The 18,141-nt window shown below is 71.7% G+C and carries 15 protein-coding genes; 7 read left to right on the top strand and 8 right to left on the bottom strand.

From position 1 onward, the window contains the following. The first annotated feature begins 43 nt into the window (after nucleotides 1–43). The 3 genes from EG812_RS14805 to EG812_RS14795 all read left to right on the top strand — a co-directional run bounded on the left by EG812_RS14805 (nucleotide 44) and on the right by EG812_RS14795 (nucleotide 3,800). Nucleotides 44–2,068 (top strand): ABC transporter ATP-binding protein, encoded by a 2,025-nt coding sequence (locus tag EG812_RS14805; protein ID WP_126711849.1) that lies wholly within the window; start codon nucleotides 44–46, stop codon nucleotides 2,066–2,068. Nucleotides 2,069–2,371: 303 nt separating this feature from the next. Continuing rightward, the gene (locus tag EG812_RS14800) at nucleotides 2,372–2,986 is read left to right on the top strand and encodes a DedA family protein (RefSeq protein ID WP_126711848.1); all 615 of its coding nucleotides are present in this window, start codon (nucleotides 2,372–2,374) and stop codon (nucleotides 2,984–2,986) included. Between the two features lie 139 nt (nucleotides 2,987–3,125). Continuing rightward, nucleotides 3,126–3,800: a DUF998 domain-containing protein gene (locus tag EG812_RS14795; RefSeq protein WP_013731549.1), complete on the top strand. Its 675-nt coding sequence runs from the start codon at nucleotides 3,126–3,128 to the stop codon at nucleotides 3,798–3,800. Here EG812_RS14795 and EG812_RS14790 read toward each other — a convergent pair. Then, nucleotides 3,757–5,160 (bottom strand): NAD(P)H-quinone dehydrogenase, encoded by a 1,404-nt coding sequence (locus EG812_RS14790; protein ID WP_013731548.1) that lies wholly within the window; start codon nucleotides 5,158–5,160, stop codon nucleotides 3,757–3,759. The genes EG812_RS14795 and EG812_RS14790 overlap by 44 nt on opposite strands. A gap of 106 nt (nucleotides 5,161–5,266) precedes the next feature. Between EG812_RS14790 and EG812_RS14785 the strand changes: the two genes are divergently transcribed. Then, the gene (locus EG812_RS14785) at nucleotides 5,267–5,722 is read left to right on the top strand and encodes a gamma-glutamylcyclotransferase (RefSeq protein ID WP_043719680.1); all 456 of its coding nucleotides are present in this window, start codon (nucleotides 5,267–5,269) and stop codon (nucleotides 5,720–5,722) included. 117 nt (nucleotides 5,723–5,839) lie between these two features. On the opposite strand, the gene EG812_RS14780 is transcribed toward EG812_RS14785, so the two are convergent. The 3 genes from EG812_RS14780 to EG812_RS14770 form a co-directional block, all read right to left on the bottom strand. After that, nucleotides 5,840–6,577, bottom strand: coding sequence for an SCO6745 family protein (locus EG812_RS14780; RefSeq protein ID WP_013731546.1), 738 nt, complete (start codon nucleotides 6,575–6,577; stop codon nucleotides 5,840–5,842). A gap of 86 nt (nucleotides 6,578–6,663) precedes the next feature. After that, nucleotides 6,664–7,596 carry a hypothetical protein gene (locus tag EG812_RS14775; RefSeq protein ID WP_126711847.1) on the bottom strand — a complete coding sequence of 311 codons (933 nt, stop codon included), beginning with the start codon at nucleotides 7,594–7,596 and terminating at the stop codon, nucleotides 6,664–6,666. A 4-nt stretch (nucleotides 7,597–7,600) separates the two neighbouring features. Next, complete coding sequence (locus EG812_RS14770; RefSeq protein WP_102660284.1) at nucleotides 7,601–8,233, bottom strand: MBL fold metallo-hydrolase; 633 nt, start codon at nucleotides 8,231–8,233, stop codon at nucleotides 7,601–7,603. Between the two features lie 116 nt (nucleotides 8,234–8,349). On the opposite strand from EG812_RS14770, the gene EG812_RS14765 reads away from it, so the two are divergent. Continuing rightward, nucleotides 8,350–9,330: a DUF4349 domain-containing protein gene (locus tag EG812_RS14765; protein WP_102660272.1), complete on the top strand. Its 981-nt coding sequence runs from the start codon at nucleotides 8,350–8,352 to the stop codon at nucleotides 9,328–9,330. Here the strand turns inward: EG812_RS14765 and EG812_RS14760 are convergent. Both EG812_RS14760 and EG812_RS14755 read right to left on the bottom strand, forming a co-directional pair. Then, entirely contained in the window at nucleotides 9,287–10,549 is a 1,263-nt protein-coding gene (locus tag EG812_RS14760; protein WP_043719675.1) for an amidohydrolase, read from the bottom strand. The two genes, EG812_RS14765 and EG812_RS14760, sit on opposite strands and share 44 nt — an antisense overlap. Before the next feature lie 465 nt (nucleotides 10,550–11,014). Further along, complete coding sequence (locus EG812_RS14755; protein WP_013731541.1) at nucleotides 11,015–12,598, bottom strand: acyl-CoA mutase large subunit family protein; 1,584 nt, start codon at nucleotides 12,596–12,598, stop codon at nucleotides 11,015–11,017. A gap of 208 nt (nucleotides 12,599–12,806) precedes the next feature. Here EG812_RS14755 and EG812_RS14750 point away from each other — a divergent pair, with 208 nt between their 5' ends. Both EG812_RS14750 and EG812_RS14745 read left to right on the top strand, forming a co-directional pair. Beyond that, the gene (locus EG812_RS14750; protein ID WP_126711846.1) at nucleotides 12,807–14,927 is read left to right on the top strand and encodes a serine/threonine-protein kinase; all 2,121 of its coding nucleotides are present in this window, start codon (nucleotides 12,807–12,809) and stop codon (nucleotides 14,925–14,927) included. A 48-nt stretch (nucleotides 14,928–14,975) separates the two neighbouring features. Continuing rightward, nucleotides 14,976–16,640, top strand: a complete 1,665-nt coding sequence (locus EG812_RS14745; RefSeq protein ID WP_126711845.1) for a phospho-sugar mutase — start codon at nucleotides 14,976–14,978, stop codon at nucleotides 16,638–16,640. Between the two features lie 64 nt (nucleotides 16,641–16,704). Here EG812_RS14745 and EG812_RS14740 read toward each other — a convergent pair whose 3' ends face one another. Both EG812_RS14740 and upp read right to left on the bottom strand, forming a co-directional pair. Beyond that, nucleotides 16,705–17,379, bottom strand: coding sequence for a GOLPH3/VPS74 family protein (locus EG812_RS14740; protein WP_126711844.1), 675 nt, complete (start codon nucleotides 17,377–17,379; stop codon nucleotides 16,705–16,707). Nucleotides 17,380–17,454: 75 nt separating this feature from the next. Continuing rightward, complete coding sequence (upp, locus tag EG812_RS14735) at nucleotides 17,455–18,087, bottom strand: uracil phosphoribosyltransferase (RefSeq protein WP_126711843.1); 633 nt, start codon at nucleotides 18,085–18,087, stop codon at nucleotides 17,455–17,457. Between the last annotated feature and the right edge of the window lie 54 nt (nucleotides 18,088–18,141).

Here is an 18,141-nt window from a genome sequence, read left to right as displayed (position 1 = left end):
CGAAGGTGCCTCATGACGGCACGCAGCGAAGCGGAGTGCTGGCATGAGCGAGCGTGGATCTCAGGCCGCCATTCCGGCGCAGCAGTCGGGCAGCGAGAGCGCGCCGAAACGGCTACCCGGCGGTCAGCGGGGCGGTCCGCACGGCGGCATGGGCATGGGCATGCCCGCCGAGCGTTCCCTGAACTTCCTGCCCAGCGCGCGACGCCTGATGGGCCGGTTGCGTCCGCACCGGCTGCACCTGACCGCCATCATCGCGCTGGCGGTGGTCAGCGTCGGGCTGACCGTGATCGGGCCGAAGGTGCTCGGGTACGCCACCGACCTGATCTTCACCGGGGTGATCGGCCAGCAACTGCCGGCGGGCACCACCGCCGAGCAGGCGGTTGCCGCCGCCCGGGCGGCCGGCAACCACAACTTCGCCGACATGCTCGCCCGGATGGACGTGGTGCCCGGGGTGGGCATCGACTTCGCCGCGCTGGGCCGGGTGCTGCTGCTCGCGCTGGGCCTGTACGTGGTGGCCAGCCTGCTGCTGTGGTGGCAGGGCTGGCTGCTCAACGGCGTCGTCCAGCGGACCGTGTTCCAGTTGCGGGCCGAGGTCGAGGAGAAGCTGAACCGGTTGCCGCTGCCCTACTTCGACCGGCAGCCGCGCGGGGAACTGCTCAGCCGGGTCACCAACGACATCGACAACATCTCGCAGACCCTCCAGCAGACGTTGAGTCAACTGCTGACCGCGCTGCTCACCGTGGTCGGCGTACTCGGCATGATGTTCTGGATCTCGCCGCTGCTGGCCCTGGTGGCGCTTGTCGCGGTGCCGCTGTCGGTGGTGGTGACCGGACAGATCGCCAAGCGGTCGCAGCGCAAGTTCATCGCGCAGTGGACCCACACGGGCGAGCTGAACGGGCAGATCGAGGAGGCGTTCACCGGGCACGAACTGGTGAAGGTCTTCGGTCGGCAGCGTGAGGTGGAGGCGGCCTTCCGCGCCAAGAACGACGAACTGTTCGCGGCCAGCTTCGGGGCGCAGTTCATCTCCGGCATCATCATGCCGGCGATGTTCTTCATCGGGAACGTCAGCTACGTGGCGATCGCGGTGGTCGGCGGGTTGCAGGTCGCCTCCGGCTCGATGAGCCTCGGCGACGTGCAGGCGTTCATCCAGTACTCCCGCCAGTTCACTCAGCCGCTCACCCAGGTCGCGTCGATGGCGAACCTGCTCCAGTCGGGGGTGGCCTCGGCCGAGCGGGTCTTCGCGGTGCTCGACGCCGAGGAACAGCAGCCGGATCCGGCGGTGCCGGCCCGGGTGAGCGACCCGCACGGCCGGGTCGAGTTCGAACACGTCTCGTTCCGGTACGACCCGGACAAGCCACTGATCACCGACCTGTCCCTGGTCGCCGAGCCGGGGCACACCGTGGCCATTGTCGGGCCCACCGGCGCCGGCAAGACCACCCTGGTCAACCTGATCATGCGCTTCTACGAGTTGGATGCCGGCCGCATCACGCTCGACGGGGTGGACATCACCGCGCTGCGCCGCGACGACCTGCGGGGCCGCATCGGCATGGTCCTGCAGGACACCTGGCTGTTCGGCGGCACCATCCGGGACAACATCGCCTACGGTCGGCCGGACGCGACCGAGGAGGAGATCCTCGCCGCCGCCCAGGCCACCTTCGTGGACCGGTTCGTCCGCAGCCTTCCCGACGGCTACGACACGGTGATCGACGAGGAGGGCAGCAACGTCAGCACGGGCGAGCGGCAGCTGATCACCATCGCCCGGGCCTTCCTCGCCGAACCCTCGCTGTTGATCCTCGACGAGGCGACCAGCTCGGTGGACACCCGTACCGAGGTGCTGCTCCAGCGGGCGATGGCGGCGCTGCGGTCGGAGCGGACCAGCTTCGTCATCGCGCACCGGCTCTCCACCATCCGCGACGCCGACCTGATCCTGATGATGGAGGACGGTCGCATCGTCGAACAGGGCACCCACACCGAACTGCTCGCGGCGGGCGGGGCCTATCACCGGCTCTACCAGTCGCAGTTCCAGCAGCCGGTCAGCGGCGACGACCCGGTCGCCGTGCCTGCCTGAGGGTGGTGGCCGGGCCGCTGACACGGGACCTGTCAGCGGCCCGGCTGCGGGCCCGGGCATCAGGAACGGGGGACCCGACGCACGCGCGGGCCGCGCGCCGACAACGGTACGCCGCCCAGCGACGTTTCGGCGACCCTCACCCCACACCGGTCGATTTCGATATTCGCCGGTCGAAAGCAGTCACATGCCCCACCGCCCGGGCAGTGTCGCTGGTCACGAGAGGGCAGGGCCGTCGTCGGTGATGCCGGACACACCGTCAGGCTCGGTGCGTATCCGGATCGGCCGCACTGCGAGGGGACAGGGGTGCCCGAACTACTCACCCAGGTGGCATCACCTGACTGGGCATACCTCCTCCTGTTCGGTCTGCTGGTGCTGGACGCCTTCGTGCCGGTGGTGCCCACGCAGCTGTTGATGATCACCGGCGGCGCGCTCACCGTCTACGGCGGGCTGGACCTGCCGCTGGCCATCGCCGTCGGCGCGCTCGGGGTGTTCACCGGGGACCTGGCCTGTTACCTGCTCGGCCGCAGCACGTCCCGGCGTCAGCCACCGCGCCCCGAGGTGACCGGTCGGGCCCGACGGCTGACCGGTCGGCTCGCTGCCGGCCTGCGCCGGCCCGGCCCGACAGGGCTGCTGCTCTGCCGGTTCGTGCCGGGCGGGCGGATGACTGTCTGCTTCGCCTCCGGCCGTGGCCGTTATCCGCTGCGCCTGTTCCTGCCCTACGCCGGTACGGCGGCGGTGGGTTGGGCGTCGTACGGCGGCCTGGTCGGGCACCTCGGCGGTGCGGCGCTCACCGGGTCGGCGTGGCGGATGGTGCTGATCGCGGCGGTGGCCGCCGCCGGCTTCGCGTTGACCGGCTGGGTGCTGGCGTTGATCGCCGCCCGGCTGACCCCGGCCCCCGCCGAACTGCCCGCCGACTGAGGTCAGCCCGTACGGCGCGGGGAAGGCCGACCGGCCGCCCTGGGGGGAACACCTGATGACCCGGTCCGGGTGCACCCCGGGTCGGATTTCGGTGCTCGTCCCGGATCCGTCTGGGGTGGGTTCGGCGACAGGCTGAGGCATGCCTGGAATCCGGAACAACGGTGCACTGGCCCTCGGCGGGATCGCCCTCGCCGCGCTGCTCGGCGTCATCGGTCACCTCGGCGTGCGGGACTTGGACCCGGTGAGCCTCACCGTCAGCGACTACGCCGTCTCCGAATCCGGCGGAGTCATCCACCTGGCGATGCTGACGCTGGGCGTGGCGTCGGCTCTGCTCGTACCGGCGCTGGGTCGCCTCGCCGGGCCGGGGGTCCGCGCCGGTCGGCTGGGCGCGGCCCGACTGCTGCTCGCGATGTGGGCCGGTGGGCTGCTGCTGGCCGGTCTGGTGCCGACCAACCCGCCCGGCACCGAGATGGGCACCGCCGCGTACGTGCACCGGTACGCCTCGGTGGTGGCGTTCCTCGCCCTGCCGGTCGTCGGCTGGCTGCTCGCCGCCCACCTGCCCACCGGGGCCCGTACCCGCCACTGGTTGCGCGTCCTCGCGGTGGCCAGCCTGCTGCTGGCCGCCGCCCAGATCTGGTCCGCCTATCCCGGTGACCGCGCCTTCTACGGCCTGATCGAACGGGTTCTCATCCTCAGCGAGGTCACCCTGCTCGCCCTGCTCGCCGTCGCCCTGCCCGCGCATTCTCACGCGCGGACCGGGCGACGGGAGGTCACTCCAGTTCGTGCAGCATCAGTTGCCGGGCGGCCTCGGTGACCGAGCCGGAGAGGCTGGGGTAGATCGTGATGGTCTGCGCCAGCTCGTTGACGGTCAGGTTGTTCTCCACCGCCATGGTGATCGGCAGGATCAGCTCGCTGGCCTTCGGGGCGACCACCACGCCGCCGATCACCTGGCCGCTGGCCGGGCGGCAGAACAGCTTGACGAAACCGTCGGCCACCTCGTCCATCTTCGCCCGGGCGTTGCCGTCCAGCGTCAGCATCACCTGCCGGGCCGGCACCTTGCCCGCGTCCACCTCGTCCTGCGAGACGCCGACGGTGGCCAACTCGGGGTCGGTGAAGACGTTCGCCGCGACGGTCCGCAGCCGCAGCGGCCGGACCGCCTCGCCGAGCGCGTGCCACATGGCGATCCGGCCCTGCATGGCGGCGACGCTGGCCAGCGGCAGTACCCCGGTGCAGTCGCCGGCGGCGTAGATGCCGGGCACGTTGGTACGGGAGACCCGGTCCACCGTCACGTAGCCGCCCCGGGCCAGTTCGACGCCGTACTCGGCCAGGCCCAGCGCCTCGGTGTTGGGGATCGAGCCGACCGCGATCAGCGCGTGTGAGCCGTACACCTTGCGGCCGTCGGAGAGCTCGACCTCGACGCCGTCGTCGGTACGGCGCACCCCCTCGGCGCGGGAGTTGTTCAGAATGCTCATGCCCCGGGCTCGGAACACCCGCTCGATGGCCTGCGCGGCGTCGGCGTCCTCGTGCGGCATCACCCGGTCCCGGCTGGAGACCAGGGTGACCTGCACCCCCATGGCCAGGTACGCGCTGGCGAACTCGGCACCGGTCACCCCGGAACCGACCACGATCAGGTGCTCCGGCAGCTCCGGCAGGTCGTACACCTGTCGCCAGGTCAGGATGCGCTCGCCGTCGGGCACGGCGGTGGGCAGCTGCCGGGGGGTGGCCCCGGTGGCGATCAGCACCGTCGAGGCGCCGATCGCGTACGCGGCCTCCTCGCCGTGCGGGGTGACGATCACCCGGTGGGTGTGACCGAGGGTGTCCTCGCCCAGCCGGGCTCGCCCGGAGACGAAGGTGACCCCGGCCTTGACCAGCTTGGCGTGGATGTCGCTGGACTGCGCCAGGGCGAGCCGCTTGACCCGCTCGTTGACCGCCGTGGCGTCGACGGTGACCGCCTCCAGGCCGTCGGAGTGCACCCCGAAGACCTCGGTGTCGCGGTACCCGGTCACCACCTCGGAGCTGGCGATGAACGTCTTCGACGGCACGCAGTCGGACAGTACGCAGGCACCGCCGGCACCTTCGTCCTCCACGACTGTGACATCGGCGTCCAGTTGGGCCGCCACTAGCGCCGCCTCGTAGCCCGCCGGCCCGCCGCCGATGATCACGATCCGGCTCACCACGACCGCCCCTCGTTCATGCTCACAGTGACTTTCTTCTCCCCGGCGCGTGCGACACGCACCGTCGTATTCTCCCCCGAGCGCCCGTCGGGCTATCGTCATCGCCGTGCGTCATTACGCCGCCTACGGCTCGAACCTGGACCCTGCTCGGATGCGTGCCTACTGCCCGCATTCGCCGATGGTGGGCATCGGCTGGCTGGAGGGCTGGCGGCTCACCTTCGCCGGTGAGGACGTCATCGGCTGGGAGGGTGCGGTCAGCACCGTGGTCGAGTCGCCCGGCGACCGGGTCTTCGTGGCCCTCTACGACATCCACCCGTACGACGCCGCCCAACTCGACGAGATCGAGGGCGTCACCTCCGGCACGTACCGGAAGCTGACCGTCCGGGTGTCGACGCTGGACGGCGATGTGACGGCCTGGGTCTACGTCTTCGACGGCTACGAGGGCGGGTTGCCCACCTCGTGGTACCTGTCCGAGATCGCGAACGCCGCCGAGAAGGCGGGCGCGCCGGACGACTACGTCCTCGAACTGCGGTCCCGCCCCACCGGCACCGCGTCGGCGTAGCGCGTCTCCCACGCCCCTCAGTCTGCTACCGGCCGTCAGCGCGGCGGGCGTCGACCCCGGAACCCGGGCGATCTGTCCCGGTCAGCCCGCTTTCGTCCCCCTGGCTCGGCCGAGGGGTCAGCTTTCGGTGTGCGCCCGGGTCGCGGCCAGCAGTTCCACAAGTTCCGCGCCGCCGGTCGGCCCCAGCGCCACGAACGCGGGTGCGACGAGGCGGTTGGTCACCGCTTCGGCCCACAGCCGCCGCCGCACCAGCGGCCCTACCGGCGGGTACGGCGGCGGCCACCCGCACGCGATCGCACCGCTCTCCCCCTCCGGCCCGGCCAGCACCGCTTCCAGCGGTGACATCCCGCTGGCGCGTACCGCCACCAGATGGGCCCCGGTGAAGTGCTCCCGCAGCAGGCGCAGCCCGGCGGCCAGTCGCGCGCCCGCGGACGTGGCGGGCGGCGGCATGGCCCGCCACGCCGCGAACAACGGCATCGCGCTGGCGTCGGCCGCCGCCACGACCCGCTCCACCAGGTCGACCAGGCGGTCCAGGTGCGGCAGGTCGGCCAGGCGTTCCTCGCCCCAACGGCAGCACTCGACCAGGCTGGCGGCGGCCACCTCCAGCGGCCGTACCGTGCGGGCGGCGGCGTCCCAGCCGTCGGCCACCGCGTCGGGGGCGATGAAGCCGAGCGCGGCGGCCACCGTCTCGGCCCGTACGTCACCCAGGGCACCGGCCCGCCCGGTGATGTAGAAGGCCCAGCCCGAGATGCCGAGCAGCCGGGCCCGACGCAGTGTGGTGGGACAACGGCTGTACGCGTCACCGAGCGCGAGCACCGCCGGCTTGCTGGCCGCGGCCACCTGTTCCGGAGTCATCCCCGACCACCGGAAGGGGCATGCGACCGGCGACCGGCCGAAGGTCCGTCCGGGTGAATACTGGCCGAAGGTCCGTCCATGGGAAGTCAGTCTGCCGTGCCGCCGCCAGAGCCGGCATCCTCCTCGGCTTCCAGCGCCTCGACCGCGGCCTCGACCTCGCCGGTGCGCCGCCGGGCGGCACCGGCCGCCCGTTCGGCCGCCCGACGGGCCAGCCGGGCTCGGCTGAGCTCCTGCTCGGCCACGGCCCGTCGACGTTCCAACTCGGCCAGTTCCGCTTCGAGCCGGTCCAGGGCGGCGGCACCGTCGCGCTCGGCCGCCGCCGCGCCCGCCAGCTCGTCCTCGGCCCGGTCCTGATCGGTACGGGCCCGGGTCAGCTCCTTGTCCAGCGCCCGACGGCGGCGCTCCCGTTCGGCGCGGGCCGCCCGCTGGGCCTGCTCGGCGCGCAATGCACCCCGCTGGGTCGGCTGCTGCCGGGCCGGTGCGGCCGACGGCGGCTCCTCTCCCCCGGTCACCAGGCGCAATTGCGGCCGGGGCACCTCGCCGAACCCGGCGTAGTGGGTGGCGCGCAGCAGGCGTCCGGAGCGGACCTGCTCGGCGATCTGCACGTCGGACAGGGCCGCGTTCAGGGTCGCCTCCACCTCGGCCAGCGGCAGCTTCCCGCTCGACGGCGCCCCCTCGACGTCGGCCGCCAACCGGCGTACCTCGGCGACGAGCGCACCCACCACGGCGCGCCGCTGCGCGGACAGTTCGCGCAGCCGTGGGCCACGCAGTTCACGCTGCGCGGTCCGCAGTGCGTCGGCCAACTGCACCAGGTCGGCCACCAGCTCAGGGCGGTCCAACGCGAGCAGGTTGACCAACCAGGCGGCGACGGTCGGCCGACGCAACCGGGCGATCTCCCGGGCGGTACGCGGATCTCCGGCTTGACGCGCCTGCGCGACGGCGGCGTCCCGGGCCGCGACGAACCGGTCCGGCGGCGTGCGGTAGAGCTCATCGACGAGATCAGGCGCCGGTTCGGGCATCGGCTCAGCCGTCGATCCGGCTGCCCGGCTCCAGCCGTTGGTACTCGCTGCCCGACAGGGCCGTGTACTGCCGGTCGAGCACCGTGAGGCCGTTCGTGTTGAGCAACGCGTCGTGCAGGGCGAAGACCCGACGCGGCGCGACCGCCCGGATGAAGTCGACCACCTCCGAGAACTTCGACCAGGGCGCGTGGATCGGCGCGAAGAGGGTGTCGACCGGTACGTCCTGCGGCACGAAGAGCGCGTCGCCGGGGTGGTAGACGACGTCGTTGAACAGGTAACCGATGTTGTCCACCACCGGGATGTCGGGGTGGATCACCGCGTGTCGACCGCCGTAGGCGCGTACCGGCACCCCGGCGGCGGTGAACGACTCGCCGGGGCTGACCGGGCGCAGCGCCTCGGCCGCGCCGCCCAGCACCTTGGACACTGACGTCGGGCCGTGGATGACGAACGGCCGTCGCGCCAACTGTCGGTTGATCGCCTCGGCATCGACGTGGTCGGGATGCTCGTGGGTGATCAGCACCGCGTCGGCGCCGTCCAACGCCGCCGCCGCTTCGCTGAACATGCCCGGATCGACGACCAGCACCCCACCGTCGTGCTCGATCCGTACGCACGAGTGGGCGTACTTGGTGAGCCGCATCGTGATGCCTCCCATATCGAATCGTGACTTCTCCAGCGCAGTCTGCCGGAACCCGTGAGGTGGCGCGGGACGTCCGAGTTATCACCACGCAGCGGGGCCGGAAGAGGGGTACGGGGATGAGACTACGAAGAGTCGGTCGGCATCGGACGGCGGCGGCGGGTGCGCTGCTCGCGTTGTTGATGCTCGCGGGTTGTGGCAGTGGCAGTGGCAGTGACGAGGCGACCAGCTCGGACGCGGGTGCCGCCGCGCCGCCGATGGCGGACCGGGGGGCCGGTGAGCCGGCGCAGGGCGGGTCCGGCACGGCGACGGACACCCGGGTCGACCAACGCTCGATCATCTACACCGGATCCCTGGAGATCAAGGTGGACGATGTGGAGGCGAAGGCCCGCGAGGCCGTCTCGGCGGCGACCCGGGCCGGTGGCTTCGTCGGCGGCGACCAGCGGCGCAGCGCCGCGGCGGACGCGGTCGCGGAGTTGCAGTTGCGGGTACCGGCCGACCGGTTCTACCCGGTGGTGGAGGAGCTCGCCCGGCTGGGCAGCCAGCAGCGTCGACAGATCGACACCCAGGACGTCACCGAGGAGACCATCGACCTGGACGCGCGGATCGCCACCCAGCGGGCCCGGGTGGACAGCGCCCGACGGTTGCTGGCCCAGGCCGACTCGATAAGCGATCTGATCAGCCTGGAGAACGAACTGGGCCGCAGGGAGGCCGACCTCGCCTCGCTGGAGGCGAAGAAGCGGCGGCTGGGCGACCTGACCGCACTGTCCACGATCACCGTCACGCTTGTCGGCCCGGACGCGAGCACCACCGAGGACGAGGATCAGCTCGGCTTCCTGGTCGGGCTCAGCGGCGGCTGGAAGGTCTTCCTGGCCTCGATGACCGTACTGGTCACCGTGCTCGGTGCGGTCCTGCCGTGGCTGCTGGTGTTCGGCGTACCGCTGGGGTTGCTCTGGTGGTGGCATCGGCGACGCCGGCGCGGCCGGGACACCGGGCCGGCGCTGGTCGCGCCGGTCGGCGCGCCGCCACCGTCGGGGCTGGCGGTGCCGGGTGAGGTCAGCGGTGCGCCGCCAGTGCCTGGAGCGCGGTCTGCACCATGAGTCGCACGCCGGCCGGGATGGCGCGCTCGTCCACGTCGAACGACGGCCGGTGCAGGTCCACGTTGGGCCCGGCGCGGCCGACGCCGAGCCGGGCCAGCGCACCTGGGACGTACTCCAGGTACCAGGAGAAGTCCTCGCCGCCCATGCTCTGCGGGGTCTCCGCGACACCCTGCGGGCCGAGCGCGGCGATGGTCGCCGCGGTCAGCACGCTGATGGCCTGGCTGTCGTTGCTGACCGGCGGACGACCGCGCAGGTATTCGATGTCGACAGTGGCACCGGTCGGGGCGAGGACGTCGCGGACCACCTGGGTGACGATGTCCGGGGCGCTGTGCCAGGTGTCGCGGTCCATGACCCGCAGCGTGCCGGAGGCGGACGCCTCGGACGGGATGACGTTGTACTGGGTGCCGGCGGAGGCGTGACCGAAGACCAGCAGCAGGCCGCTGTTCGCCGGCACCCGGCGGCTGACCAGGGCGGGAACCTCGGTGACGAGTCGCCCGAGGGCGTCGACCAGGTCGACGGTCAGGTGCGGACGGGCGGTGTGGCCACCCGGCCCGGTGAGCCGTACGGTGACGTTGTCGGCGGCGGCGGTGATCGGACCGACCCGCAGCCCGATCCGGCCGACCGGCAGGCTCGGGTCGCAGTGCAGCGCGAAGATCTGCACCACCCCGTCGAGACCGCCGGCCTCGATCACCTCCAGCGAACCGCAGGGCAGGATCTCCTCGGCAGGCTGGAAGATCAGCCGCACCCGGCCCGGCAGCTCGCCCAGGTCGGCGAGCTGGGCCAGCATCATGCCGACACCGAGCATGACTGTGGTGTGCACGTCGTGACCGCAGGCGTGGCAGACCCCGTCCACCGTGGAGCGGTACGGCACGTCCTTGGCGTCGGTCAGCGGCAGCGCGTCGATGTCGGCGCGCAGCGCGATCACCGGGCCGTCCGGGCGGCCGTCGATGTCGCAGATGACCCCGTTGCCCTTGGGCAGCATGCGTGGGCTGAGCCCGGCCAGGGAGAGTTCCCGGGCGATCAGGGCCGCGGTCTCGAACTCCTGTCCGGACAGTTCCGGATGCGAGTGGATGTGACGGCGGGTGGCGATCAGGCCCGGTACCCGCAGGGCGAGCAGGTGGTCCAGCTCGGCCGGCAGGGGTTGGCCGCCCGGCGGCGGCGCTTCGGACCAGGACGCCACCAGCTGCTCGCCGGTGGGCATCGTCAACGCAGTCGTCACGTCGAATTCTCGATCACTAGGAATGGATGGATCATCGGGGACAGCAGACAGGGTAGACCCCTGGTGGTAACTCTGCGCAACCTCGTTCCGGTGATGGTCGGACCGCGCAGCGTCACGTATGCCCTGCTGAGAGCCACCGGAGCGGAGCGAGACAGCAGGTAGATCGCCGTTGAACGTCGTCATCCGCCCCCCACCTCCTACAACGCGTAATCGGGCACCCGGACCGAAAATCCTTCGGAGGACTCTCGGCACCGTTTCCGAATTGTCGCATTAGTCGCTCGATCAACTGACCCTACGACAATTACCCGACCACACCCGGCGACGAGCGCACCGTGGCACGTTCACACGCACGGTCGCCCTCCGGCCGGACACCGTGTGCGTCAGAGATCAGCCGGAAACGGTCCACCGGTGCACTCGAACCGCAATACCCAGGACGGGCGCACCGACACGCAGCGCGACGGCCGGTCAGAACCGGTCGGTCGGACGGTAGAGCCCCCACACCTCGCGCAGCGCCCCACACACCTCACCGACGGTGGCCCGCAGACGCAGCGCCTCCTTCATCGGGTAGAGCACGTTGGCGCTGCCCGTGGCGGCCTCCCGCAGGTCGGCCAGGGCCCGCTGCACGGCGGCGCCGTCGCGCTCGGCGCGCAGCTTGGCCAGCCGTTCGGCCTGCGCCGCCTCGATCGTCGGGTCCACCCGCAGCGGCTCGTACGGCTCCTCGGCGTCGATGGCGAACCGGTTGAGCCCGACCACCACCCGCTCCGCCGAGTCGATCTCCTGGGCGATCCGGTACGCCGACTGCTCGATCTCCCGCTTCTGGAAGCCCGCCTCGATCGCCTCCACCGCCGAGCCGTGCTCGAAGACCCGGGCCATCAGCGCGTCCGCCGCCGCCTCGATCTCCGAGGTCATCGCCTCCACCACGTACGACCCGGCGAACGGGTCGACGGTGGCGGTGAGGTCCGTCTCGTACGCCAGCACCTGCTGGGTCCGCAGCGCCAGCCGGGCCGCCTTCTCGGTCGGCAGCGCGATCGCCTCGTCGAAGCTGTTGGTGTGCAGCGACTGGGTGCCGCCGAGCACCGCCCCGAGCCCCTGCACGGCGACCCGGACCAGGTTCACCTCAGGCTGCTGGGCGGTCAGCTGCACCCCTGCGGTCTGGGTGTGGAACCGCAGCATCATCGACTTCGGGTTCTTCGCCCCGAACTCGTCGCGCATCAGTCGGGCCCAGATCCGCCGGGCCGCCCGGAACTTGGCGACCTCCTCCAGCAGGGTGGTACGCGCGACGAAGAAGAACGACAGCCGGGGGGCGAAGTCGTCCACGGCCAGCCCGGCGGCGATCGCGGCCCGGACGTACTCGACGCCGTTGGCCAACGTGAAGGCGATCTCCTGCACGGGCGATGCACCGGCCTCGGCCATGTGGTAGCCCGAGATGGAGATCGTGTTCCACTTCGGCACCTCGGCCCGGCAGTAGCCGAACGTGTCGGCGACCAGGCGCAACGAGGGCTTCGGCGGGAAGATGTAGGTCCCCCGGGCGATGTACTCCTTGAGGATGTCGTTCTGGATGGTGCCGTTGAGCGCGGCGCCCGGCACCCCGTTCTCCTCGGCGACGAGTTGGTAGAGCAGCAGCAGCACCGAACCGGGCGCGTTGATCGTCATCGAGGTGGAGACCTGGTCCAGCGGGATGCCGTCGAAGAGCAGCCGCATGTCCTCGATCGAGTCGATGGCCACGCCGACCTTGCCCACCTCGCCGGAGGCGATCGGGTCGTCGGAGTCGTACCCCATCTGGGTCGGCAGGTCGAAGGCGACCGACAGACCCATCGTGCCGGCCCGCAACAGTTGGTGGTACCGCGCGTTGGATTCGGTGGCGGTGCCGAAACCGGCATACTGGCGCATGGTCCACGGGCGCGACGTGTACATCGTGGGATAGACCCCACGGGTGTACGGGTACTCGCCCGGCGAGCCCAGTTGGGCATCCAGGTCACCGGGGACGTCTTCCGCCGTGTAGACGTCCTTGATCGGGAAACCGGACTCGCTCAGCCGCCGCTCGCTCATCACCGGATGGTAGGACGGAGCAACAGGTCAGCCGGTTCGGGGTGGCACGCGAGTGACCTCGACGGCCGCCACGACGAGAGGTGAGGGGGCGCACACGTACCGTTCAGTACGGTAAACGTCCGTCGCGCCGGCTTTCGCATCGGGCGTCTGAACCAGCAAGATAGGGGGGTTGTGTCCCAGCCCCCTCGACTTCCCCGGTGGCTTTTCTGTGACTCAGATCCCGACGTGGAGCGGCGGACCAGTCAGCACTCCCACCAATGGACGCGCAACACCCGGCACCGTCATCGGTGACCGCTACTCGTTGCGCTCGGCGGTGGGCAACGGCGGCATGGGCACGGTCTGGCGAGCCACAGACACGCTGCTGCGCCGCGACGTGGCGGTCAAGGAGGTCATCCTCCCGCCGGGGCTGGCCCCGAGCGACCGCGACGCGATGTACGAACGCACCCTGCGCGAGGCCCGCGCCGCCGCCGCCATCGCCCACCCGGCCGTGGTGCAGGTGTACGACGTAGTCACCGAGGCCGGTCGACCGTGGATCGTGATGGAGCTGCTGGACGCCCGCAGCCTCGCCGACATGGTGATCGAGGACGGGCCGATCGCCCAGCGGGTGGTCGCCAAGATCGGCATCGCGCTGCTCGGCGCCCTGGAGGTGGCCCACGCGATCGGTGTGCTGCACCGCGACGTCAAGCCGGCAAACGTGCTGATCTGCTCCGACGGGCGCTGCGTGCTCACCGACTTCGGGGTGGCTCGGATGCCCACCGACGTGCAGCTCACCACGCCGGGCATGGTGCTCGGCTCACCGCACTTCATCTCGCCCGAGCGGGCCATGGGGCAGGAGTTCGGCCCGCCCAGCGACCTGTTCTCCCTCGGCGTGACGCTCTACACGGCGGTGGAGGGTCGACCCCCGTTCGACCGGGGCGACCCGATCGAGACCATGCACGCCGTGGTCGAGGACCCGCCGGCCCCGCCGCAGCGCAGCGGCCCGCTGACCCGGGTGCTGATGGGCCTGCTGGAGAAGGACCCGGCCCGCCGACTCGACGTGCACACCGCCCGCGCCATGCTGCGCGAACTGCTCGCCGGCCCGCTGAGCAGCAACGCCGCCGCGGTCAACTCGATGACCGACCCGTACTCGGTGATGCAGGTGCCGCAGCCCGCGCCGATCAGCGCGCCAGCCGCCCCGGCCAAGGCCAAGCCGTCCGGCCAGATCGGCGGCTCGGCAATGCTCGCTCCCGGCGAGTCGCTCACCGACCGGCTGGCCGCGCTGCGCCGCGGTGAGCGCCCCGGCCAGGCCACCCCGGTCAGCCCCGCCGCGATGGAGGAGACCAGCGCCGACGCCCTGGCCCGACCGGGTCAGCACGGCGCGATGTCCCCGCCACCGGTCGGCCGCACCTACGGCACCGCCGCGGACGCGACCCAGCACATCGGCGGGGCGGACGCGACGCAACGGTTCGGCGGAGCCGACGCCACCCAGCGGATCGGCGGGGCGGACGCCACCCAGCGGATCGGCGGGGCGGATGCCACCCAGCGGATCGGCGGGGCGGACGCGACCCAGCGGGTCGGGCCGGCGGCGTTCGGCTACGGCGGCGGGCAGCCGGAGGCCACCCAGCACATCGGCGGTGACTACGGCGGTCAGTGGCCGGCAGCGCCCAGCCAGCCGTACGGTGCCCGCCCGACGCCCACCGGCGGCAGCCCGATGGACAAGGCGAAAGCGGCCGGCAGCCAACTGGTCGGCACCGTCAAGGGCTGGCCGCGCAAGATGCAGCTCGCCGCGGCCGGCGGCCTGACGCTGATCCTGCTGATCGGCATCGTGGCGCTCTCCGGCGGCGACGACGCACCACCGACCACCCCGGTCGCCGACCCCTCCTCCTCCGCCGACGCCGGTCCCGGCATCGAGATGCAGGAGCACTCGGCGCGCGGAGTGCAGGTGCTGGTGCCCAAGGGCTGGAAGAAGGCCACCGGTGGCCTCTACATCGACTACACCGATCCCGATGACAGCGGCCGACGGGTACGCATCCTCAACGAGGAGTGGCGTGGCGACTCGGCCCGTTGGGCGGAGGTCGCCGAGAACGGCCTGAAGAGCAGGTCGACCTCCTGCGCCAAGCCGTACAACCAGATCTCGATGGAGCAGAAGGAGCTGGCGGGTAAGCCGTCGGCCGAGTTCGAATACACCTGCGGCAAGGGCGACAACATGCGGCACGGGATCTGGCAGGGGGTGGCCCACGAGGGCCGGATGTACTCCTTCTACCTGACCGCGACGGACTCCCGCTTCGAGGAGAGCAAGCCGATCTACGAGGAGATGGTGAAGTCGTTCCAGCTCACCAACGCCGGCTGAGTCGGGGCGAGCGCCCGCGGTGATCCGCCGTCGTGCTATCAAGAGCCAATGGCGGCGGACACCGAAGACCTTGACAGCATTCGCGAGCGGGCCGAGCGTTGGCTCGCCGACGATCCGGACCCGGCCGACCGGGCGGAACTGCGGGCGGTGCTCGACGGTCTTCCCGCCACCGCGCCGGAGTTGGCCGACCGGTTCGCCGGACCGCTGACCTTCGGCACCGCCGGGCTGCGTGGCCCGCTGCGCGCCGGCCCGAACGGCATGAACCTCGCCGTGGTCACCCAGGCCGCCGCCGGGCTGGTCGCCTGGCTCGCGGCCCAGGGCGGCACCGGCCCACTGGTGATCGGGTACGACGCCCGGCGCGGCTCCCGGCAGTTCGCCGAGCGGACCGCCCAGGTGGCCACCGGGGCGGGACGCGCCGCCCTGCTGCTCCCCCGACCGCTGCCCACCCCGGTGCTCGCCTACGCGGTGCGGCAACTCGGGGCGGTGGCCGGGGTGATGGTCACGGCCAGCCACAACCCGCCGCAGGACAACGGCTACAAGGTCTACCTCGGCGCGGAACTGGGCGGTGCCCTGGGTGCCGGGGCACAGATCGTGCCGCCGGCCGACGCCGGCATCGAGGCCGCCATCCGGGCGGTCGGCCCGCTCGCCGAGGTGCCGCTCGGCCCGGCCGGTCAGGTGCTCGGTGACGAGATGGTCGCCGGTTACGTGGCCCGCGCGGTCGAGGTGCTACCGGCGGGTGGTCCGCGCGAGCTGAACGTGGCGTACACCCCGCTGCACGGCGTCGGCGCGGCCGTGCTCACCGCCGCCTTCACCGCCGCCGGGTTCCCGGTGCCCGGGGTGGTGCCCGACCAGGCCGAACCGGACCCGGACTTCCCCACCGTCAGCTTCCCCAACCCGGAGGAGCCGGGCGCGGTGGACCGGCTCGTCGCGCTCGCCGAGTCGACCGGCGCCGACCTGGCCATCGCCAACGACCCCGACGCCGACCGCTGCGCCGTGGCCGTGCGGGGCGAGCAGGGTTGGCGGATGTTGCGCGGCGACGAGGTGGGGGTGCTGCTCGCCGACCACCTGATGCGACGCGGGGTGACCGGCCTGTACGCCACCACCATCGTCTCGTCGTCGCTGCTGCGGGCCATGTGCACCGCCCGGGGCCTGCCGTACGACGAGACGTTGACCGGGTTCAAATGGATCGTCCGGGCCGGTGGCGGAGCCGAACCGCTGGTGTTCGGCTACGAGGAGGCGCTCGGCTACTGCGTCGCCCCCGAGCACGTCCGGGACAAGGACGGCATCACTGCCGCGCTGACCGTCGCCGAGTTGGCCGCCGGGCTCAAGGCACAGGGTCGTACGCTCACCGACCGGCTGGACGAGTTGGCCGCCGAGTTCGGCGTGCACCACACCGACCAACTCTCCGTACGCGTCGACGACCTGCGGCTGATCGCCGACGCGATGGCCCGGATCCGCGCCGCCACCCCGGCCACCCTGCTCGGCCAGCCGGTCACCGAGGCACAGGATCTGCTCCCCGAAGCTGACGTGGTGATCCTGCGTACCGACGCCGCCCGGGTGGTGATCCGCCCCTCCGGCACCGAACCGAAGCTCAAGGCGTACCTGGAGGTGGTGGAACCGGTCGCGGACGGCGACGTCGCGGCGGCCCGCTCCCGCGCGGCGCTCGCGGTTGGCGCCCTCCGCACCCAAACAGCGCACGCCTTGGGCGTGTAAGGAAGGGCCCCTTGTTAACACCTGCGGTATAGGAAGGGCCCCCTGTTAACACCAGCAGGAGGGGTCAGTGGCGGGGGCCGAGGGCGGCTTGGACGGCACGGCCGAGGGCGGCCACCACCAGGCCCACCGAGGGGCGGACCACCGACCCCTCGATGCTGACCTCGCCGGTGAAGCCGGCCCCGCTGGCGATCTCCTCCAGCCGGTGATGGGTCTCCTCGGCGGCCTCGCCGCTCAGCCCGAGGGCGGACTCCATGCGGAGCACGGCGACCAGGGTCGCCAGCGCTGCGGTCCGCTCGTCCGGTGGCGCTCCGGTCAGCGCGGCGGTGAGCCGTTGCCGGGTGTCCGCCTCCACCGAGCGGTCCAGCACCGGATAGCGGTGTACGTGGATGAAGCCCAGCTCCGTCTCGTCGACATCGCGGACGACGCCGTGCTCACACAGGTCACCGAGGATCCGGTCGCGCAGGCCGTGGCGCAGCCGTTGCACCCAGGACGACGGGCTGTGCGGGGTGTCGGCGGCGATCCGGGCGAGCACGTCGTCGATGACCGGCTCACCGGTCGGCGTCGGGTCGACCACGGTCAGCGCGCCGTCGTCGTACGCGATCCGTCCGGCCAGGGCCAACTCGATCAGTGCCGCCGCAGCCATGCCCAGGTCGAGGCTGATCCGCGGCATGGTCGCCTTGCCGGTCTCGTCGTCGTACGCGAGCAGGAGCAGTTCCTCAGCAAGCGGAACACCCGTCATGCCTCAGAACGCTATCCCCACCCCCGCCCCCGACACCCCGCCTCGCCCTGTTGATCATGAGGTTGGCGGCACGGGTCAGAAGCGGGGCATGCCGCCGAACTGGCGGTCGCCGGCGTCGCCCAGGCCCGGAACGATGAACTTGCTGCCGTTGAGACCCTGGTCGATGGCGGCGGTGACCAGGCGCAGCGGCAGGTTGGAGCGTTTGAGGCGCTCGATGCCTTCGGGAGCCGCGAGCACGCAGAGCACGGTTATGTCGGTGCAGCCGCGCTCGGCGAGCAGCCGGCAGCAGTGCTCCAGCGAGCCCCCGGTGGCCAGCATCGGGTCGAGAACGAGCACCGGCAGGCCGGTCAGGTCCCGGGGCAGCGACTCCATGTAGGCGCGCGGCTCGAACGTCTCCTCGTCACGGGCCAGCCCGACGAAGCCCATGGACGACTCCGGCAGCAAGCCCAGCGCGGCGTCGGCCATGCCGAGGCCGGCCCGCAGCACCGGCACCAGCAGCGGCGGGTTGGCCAGCCGGGTGCCTTCGGTGGCGGTCACCGGCGTCTGCACCGGGTACCGCTCGATCGGGAAGGAGCGCGCGGCCTCGTACACCAGCATGGTGGTGAGTTCGTGCAGTGCTGCCCGAAACGAGGATGAGTCGGTGCGTTCGTCCCGCATGGCGGTCAGCCGGGACTGGGCGAGCGGGTGGTCAATGACGATTACGTCCACGATCGCTCAACCTACCCGCCGCCGACTGTGGCCCGCGGCCCCCCGGTCCGACCA

The sequence above is a fragment of the Verrucosispora sp. FIM060022 genome, assembly GCF_003977705.1.
Lineage (GTDB): Bacteria > Actinomycetota > Actinomycetes > Mycobacteriales > Micromonosporaceae > Micromonospora > Micromonospora gifhornensis.
The sequence above is the reverse complement of the archived record's forward strand: the minus strand, read 5'-3'. Positions and strand labels throughout refer to the sequence as shown.

Bases quoted from the DNA above. Each gene is read 5' to 3' on its own strand.
- EG812_RS14795 (WP_013731549.1), top strand. From the start codon at position 3,126: ATGCCTGGAATCCGGAACAACGGTGCACTGGCCCTCGGCGGGATCGCC.
- EG812_RS14780 (WP_013731546.1), bottom strand. From the start codon at position 6,577: ATGACTCCGGAACAGGTGGCCGCGGCCAGCAAGCCGGCGGTGCTCGCG.
- EG812_RS14740 (WP_126711844.1), bottom strand. From the start codon at position 17,379: ATGACGGGTGTTCCGCTTGCTGAGGAACTGCTCCTGCTCGCGTACGAC.
- EG812_RS14755 (WP_013731541.1), bottom strand. From the start codon at position 12,598: ATGAGCGAGCGGCGGCTGAGCGAGTCCGGTTTCCCGATCAAGGACGTC.
- EG812_RS14745 (WP_126711845.1), top strand. From the start codon at position 14,976: ATGGCGGCGGACACCGAAGACCTTGACAGCATTCGCGAGCGGGCCGAG.
- EG812_RS14770 (WP_102660284.1), bottom strand. From the start codon at position 8,233: ATGCGGCTCACCAAGTACGCCCACTCGTGCGTACGGATCGAGCACGAC.
- EG812_RS14805 (WP_126711849.1), top strand. From the start codon at position 44: ATGAGCGAGCGTGGATCTCAGGCCGCCATTCCGGCGCAGCAGTCGGGC.
- EG812_RS14775 (WP_126711847.1), bottom strand. From the start codon at position 7,596: ATGCCCGAACCGGCGCCTGATCTCGTCGATGAGCTCTACCGCACGCCG.
- EG812_RS14765 (WP_102660272.1), top strand. From the start codon at position 8,350: ATGAGACTACGAAGAGTCGGTCGGCATCGGACGGCGGCGGCGGGTGCG.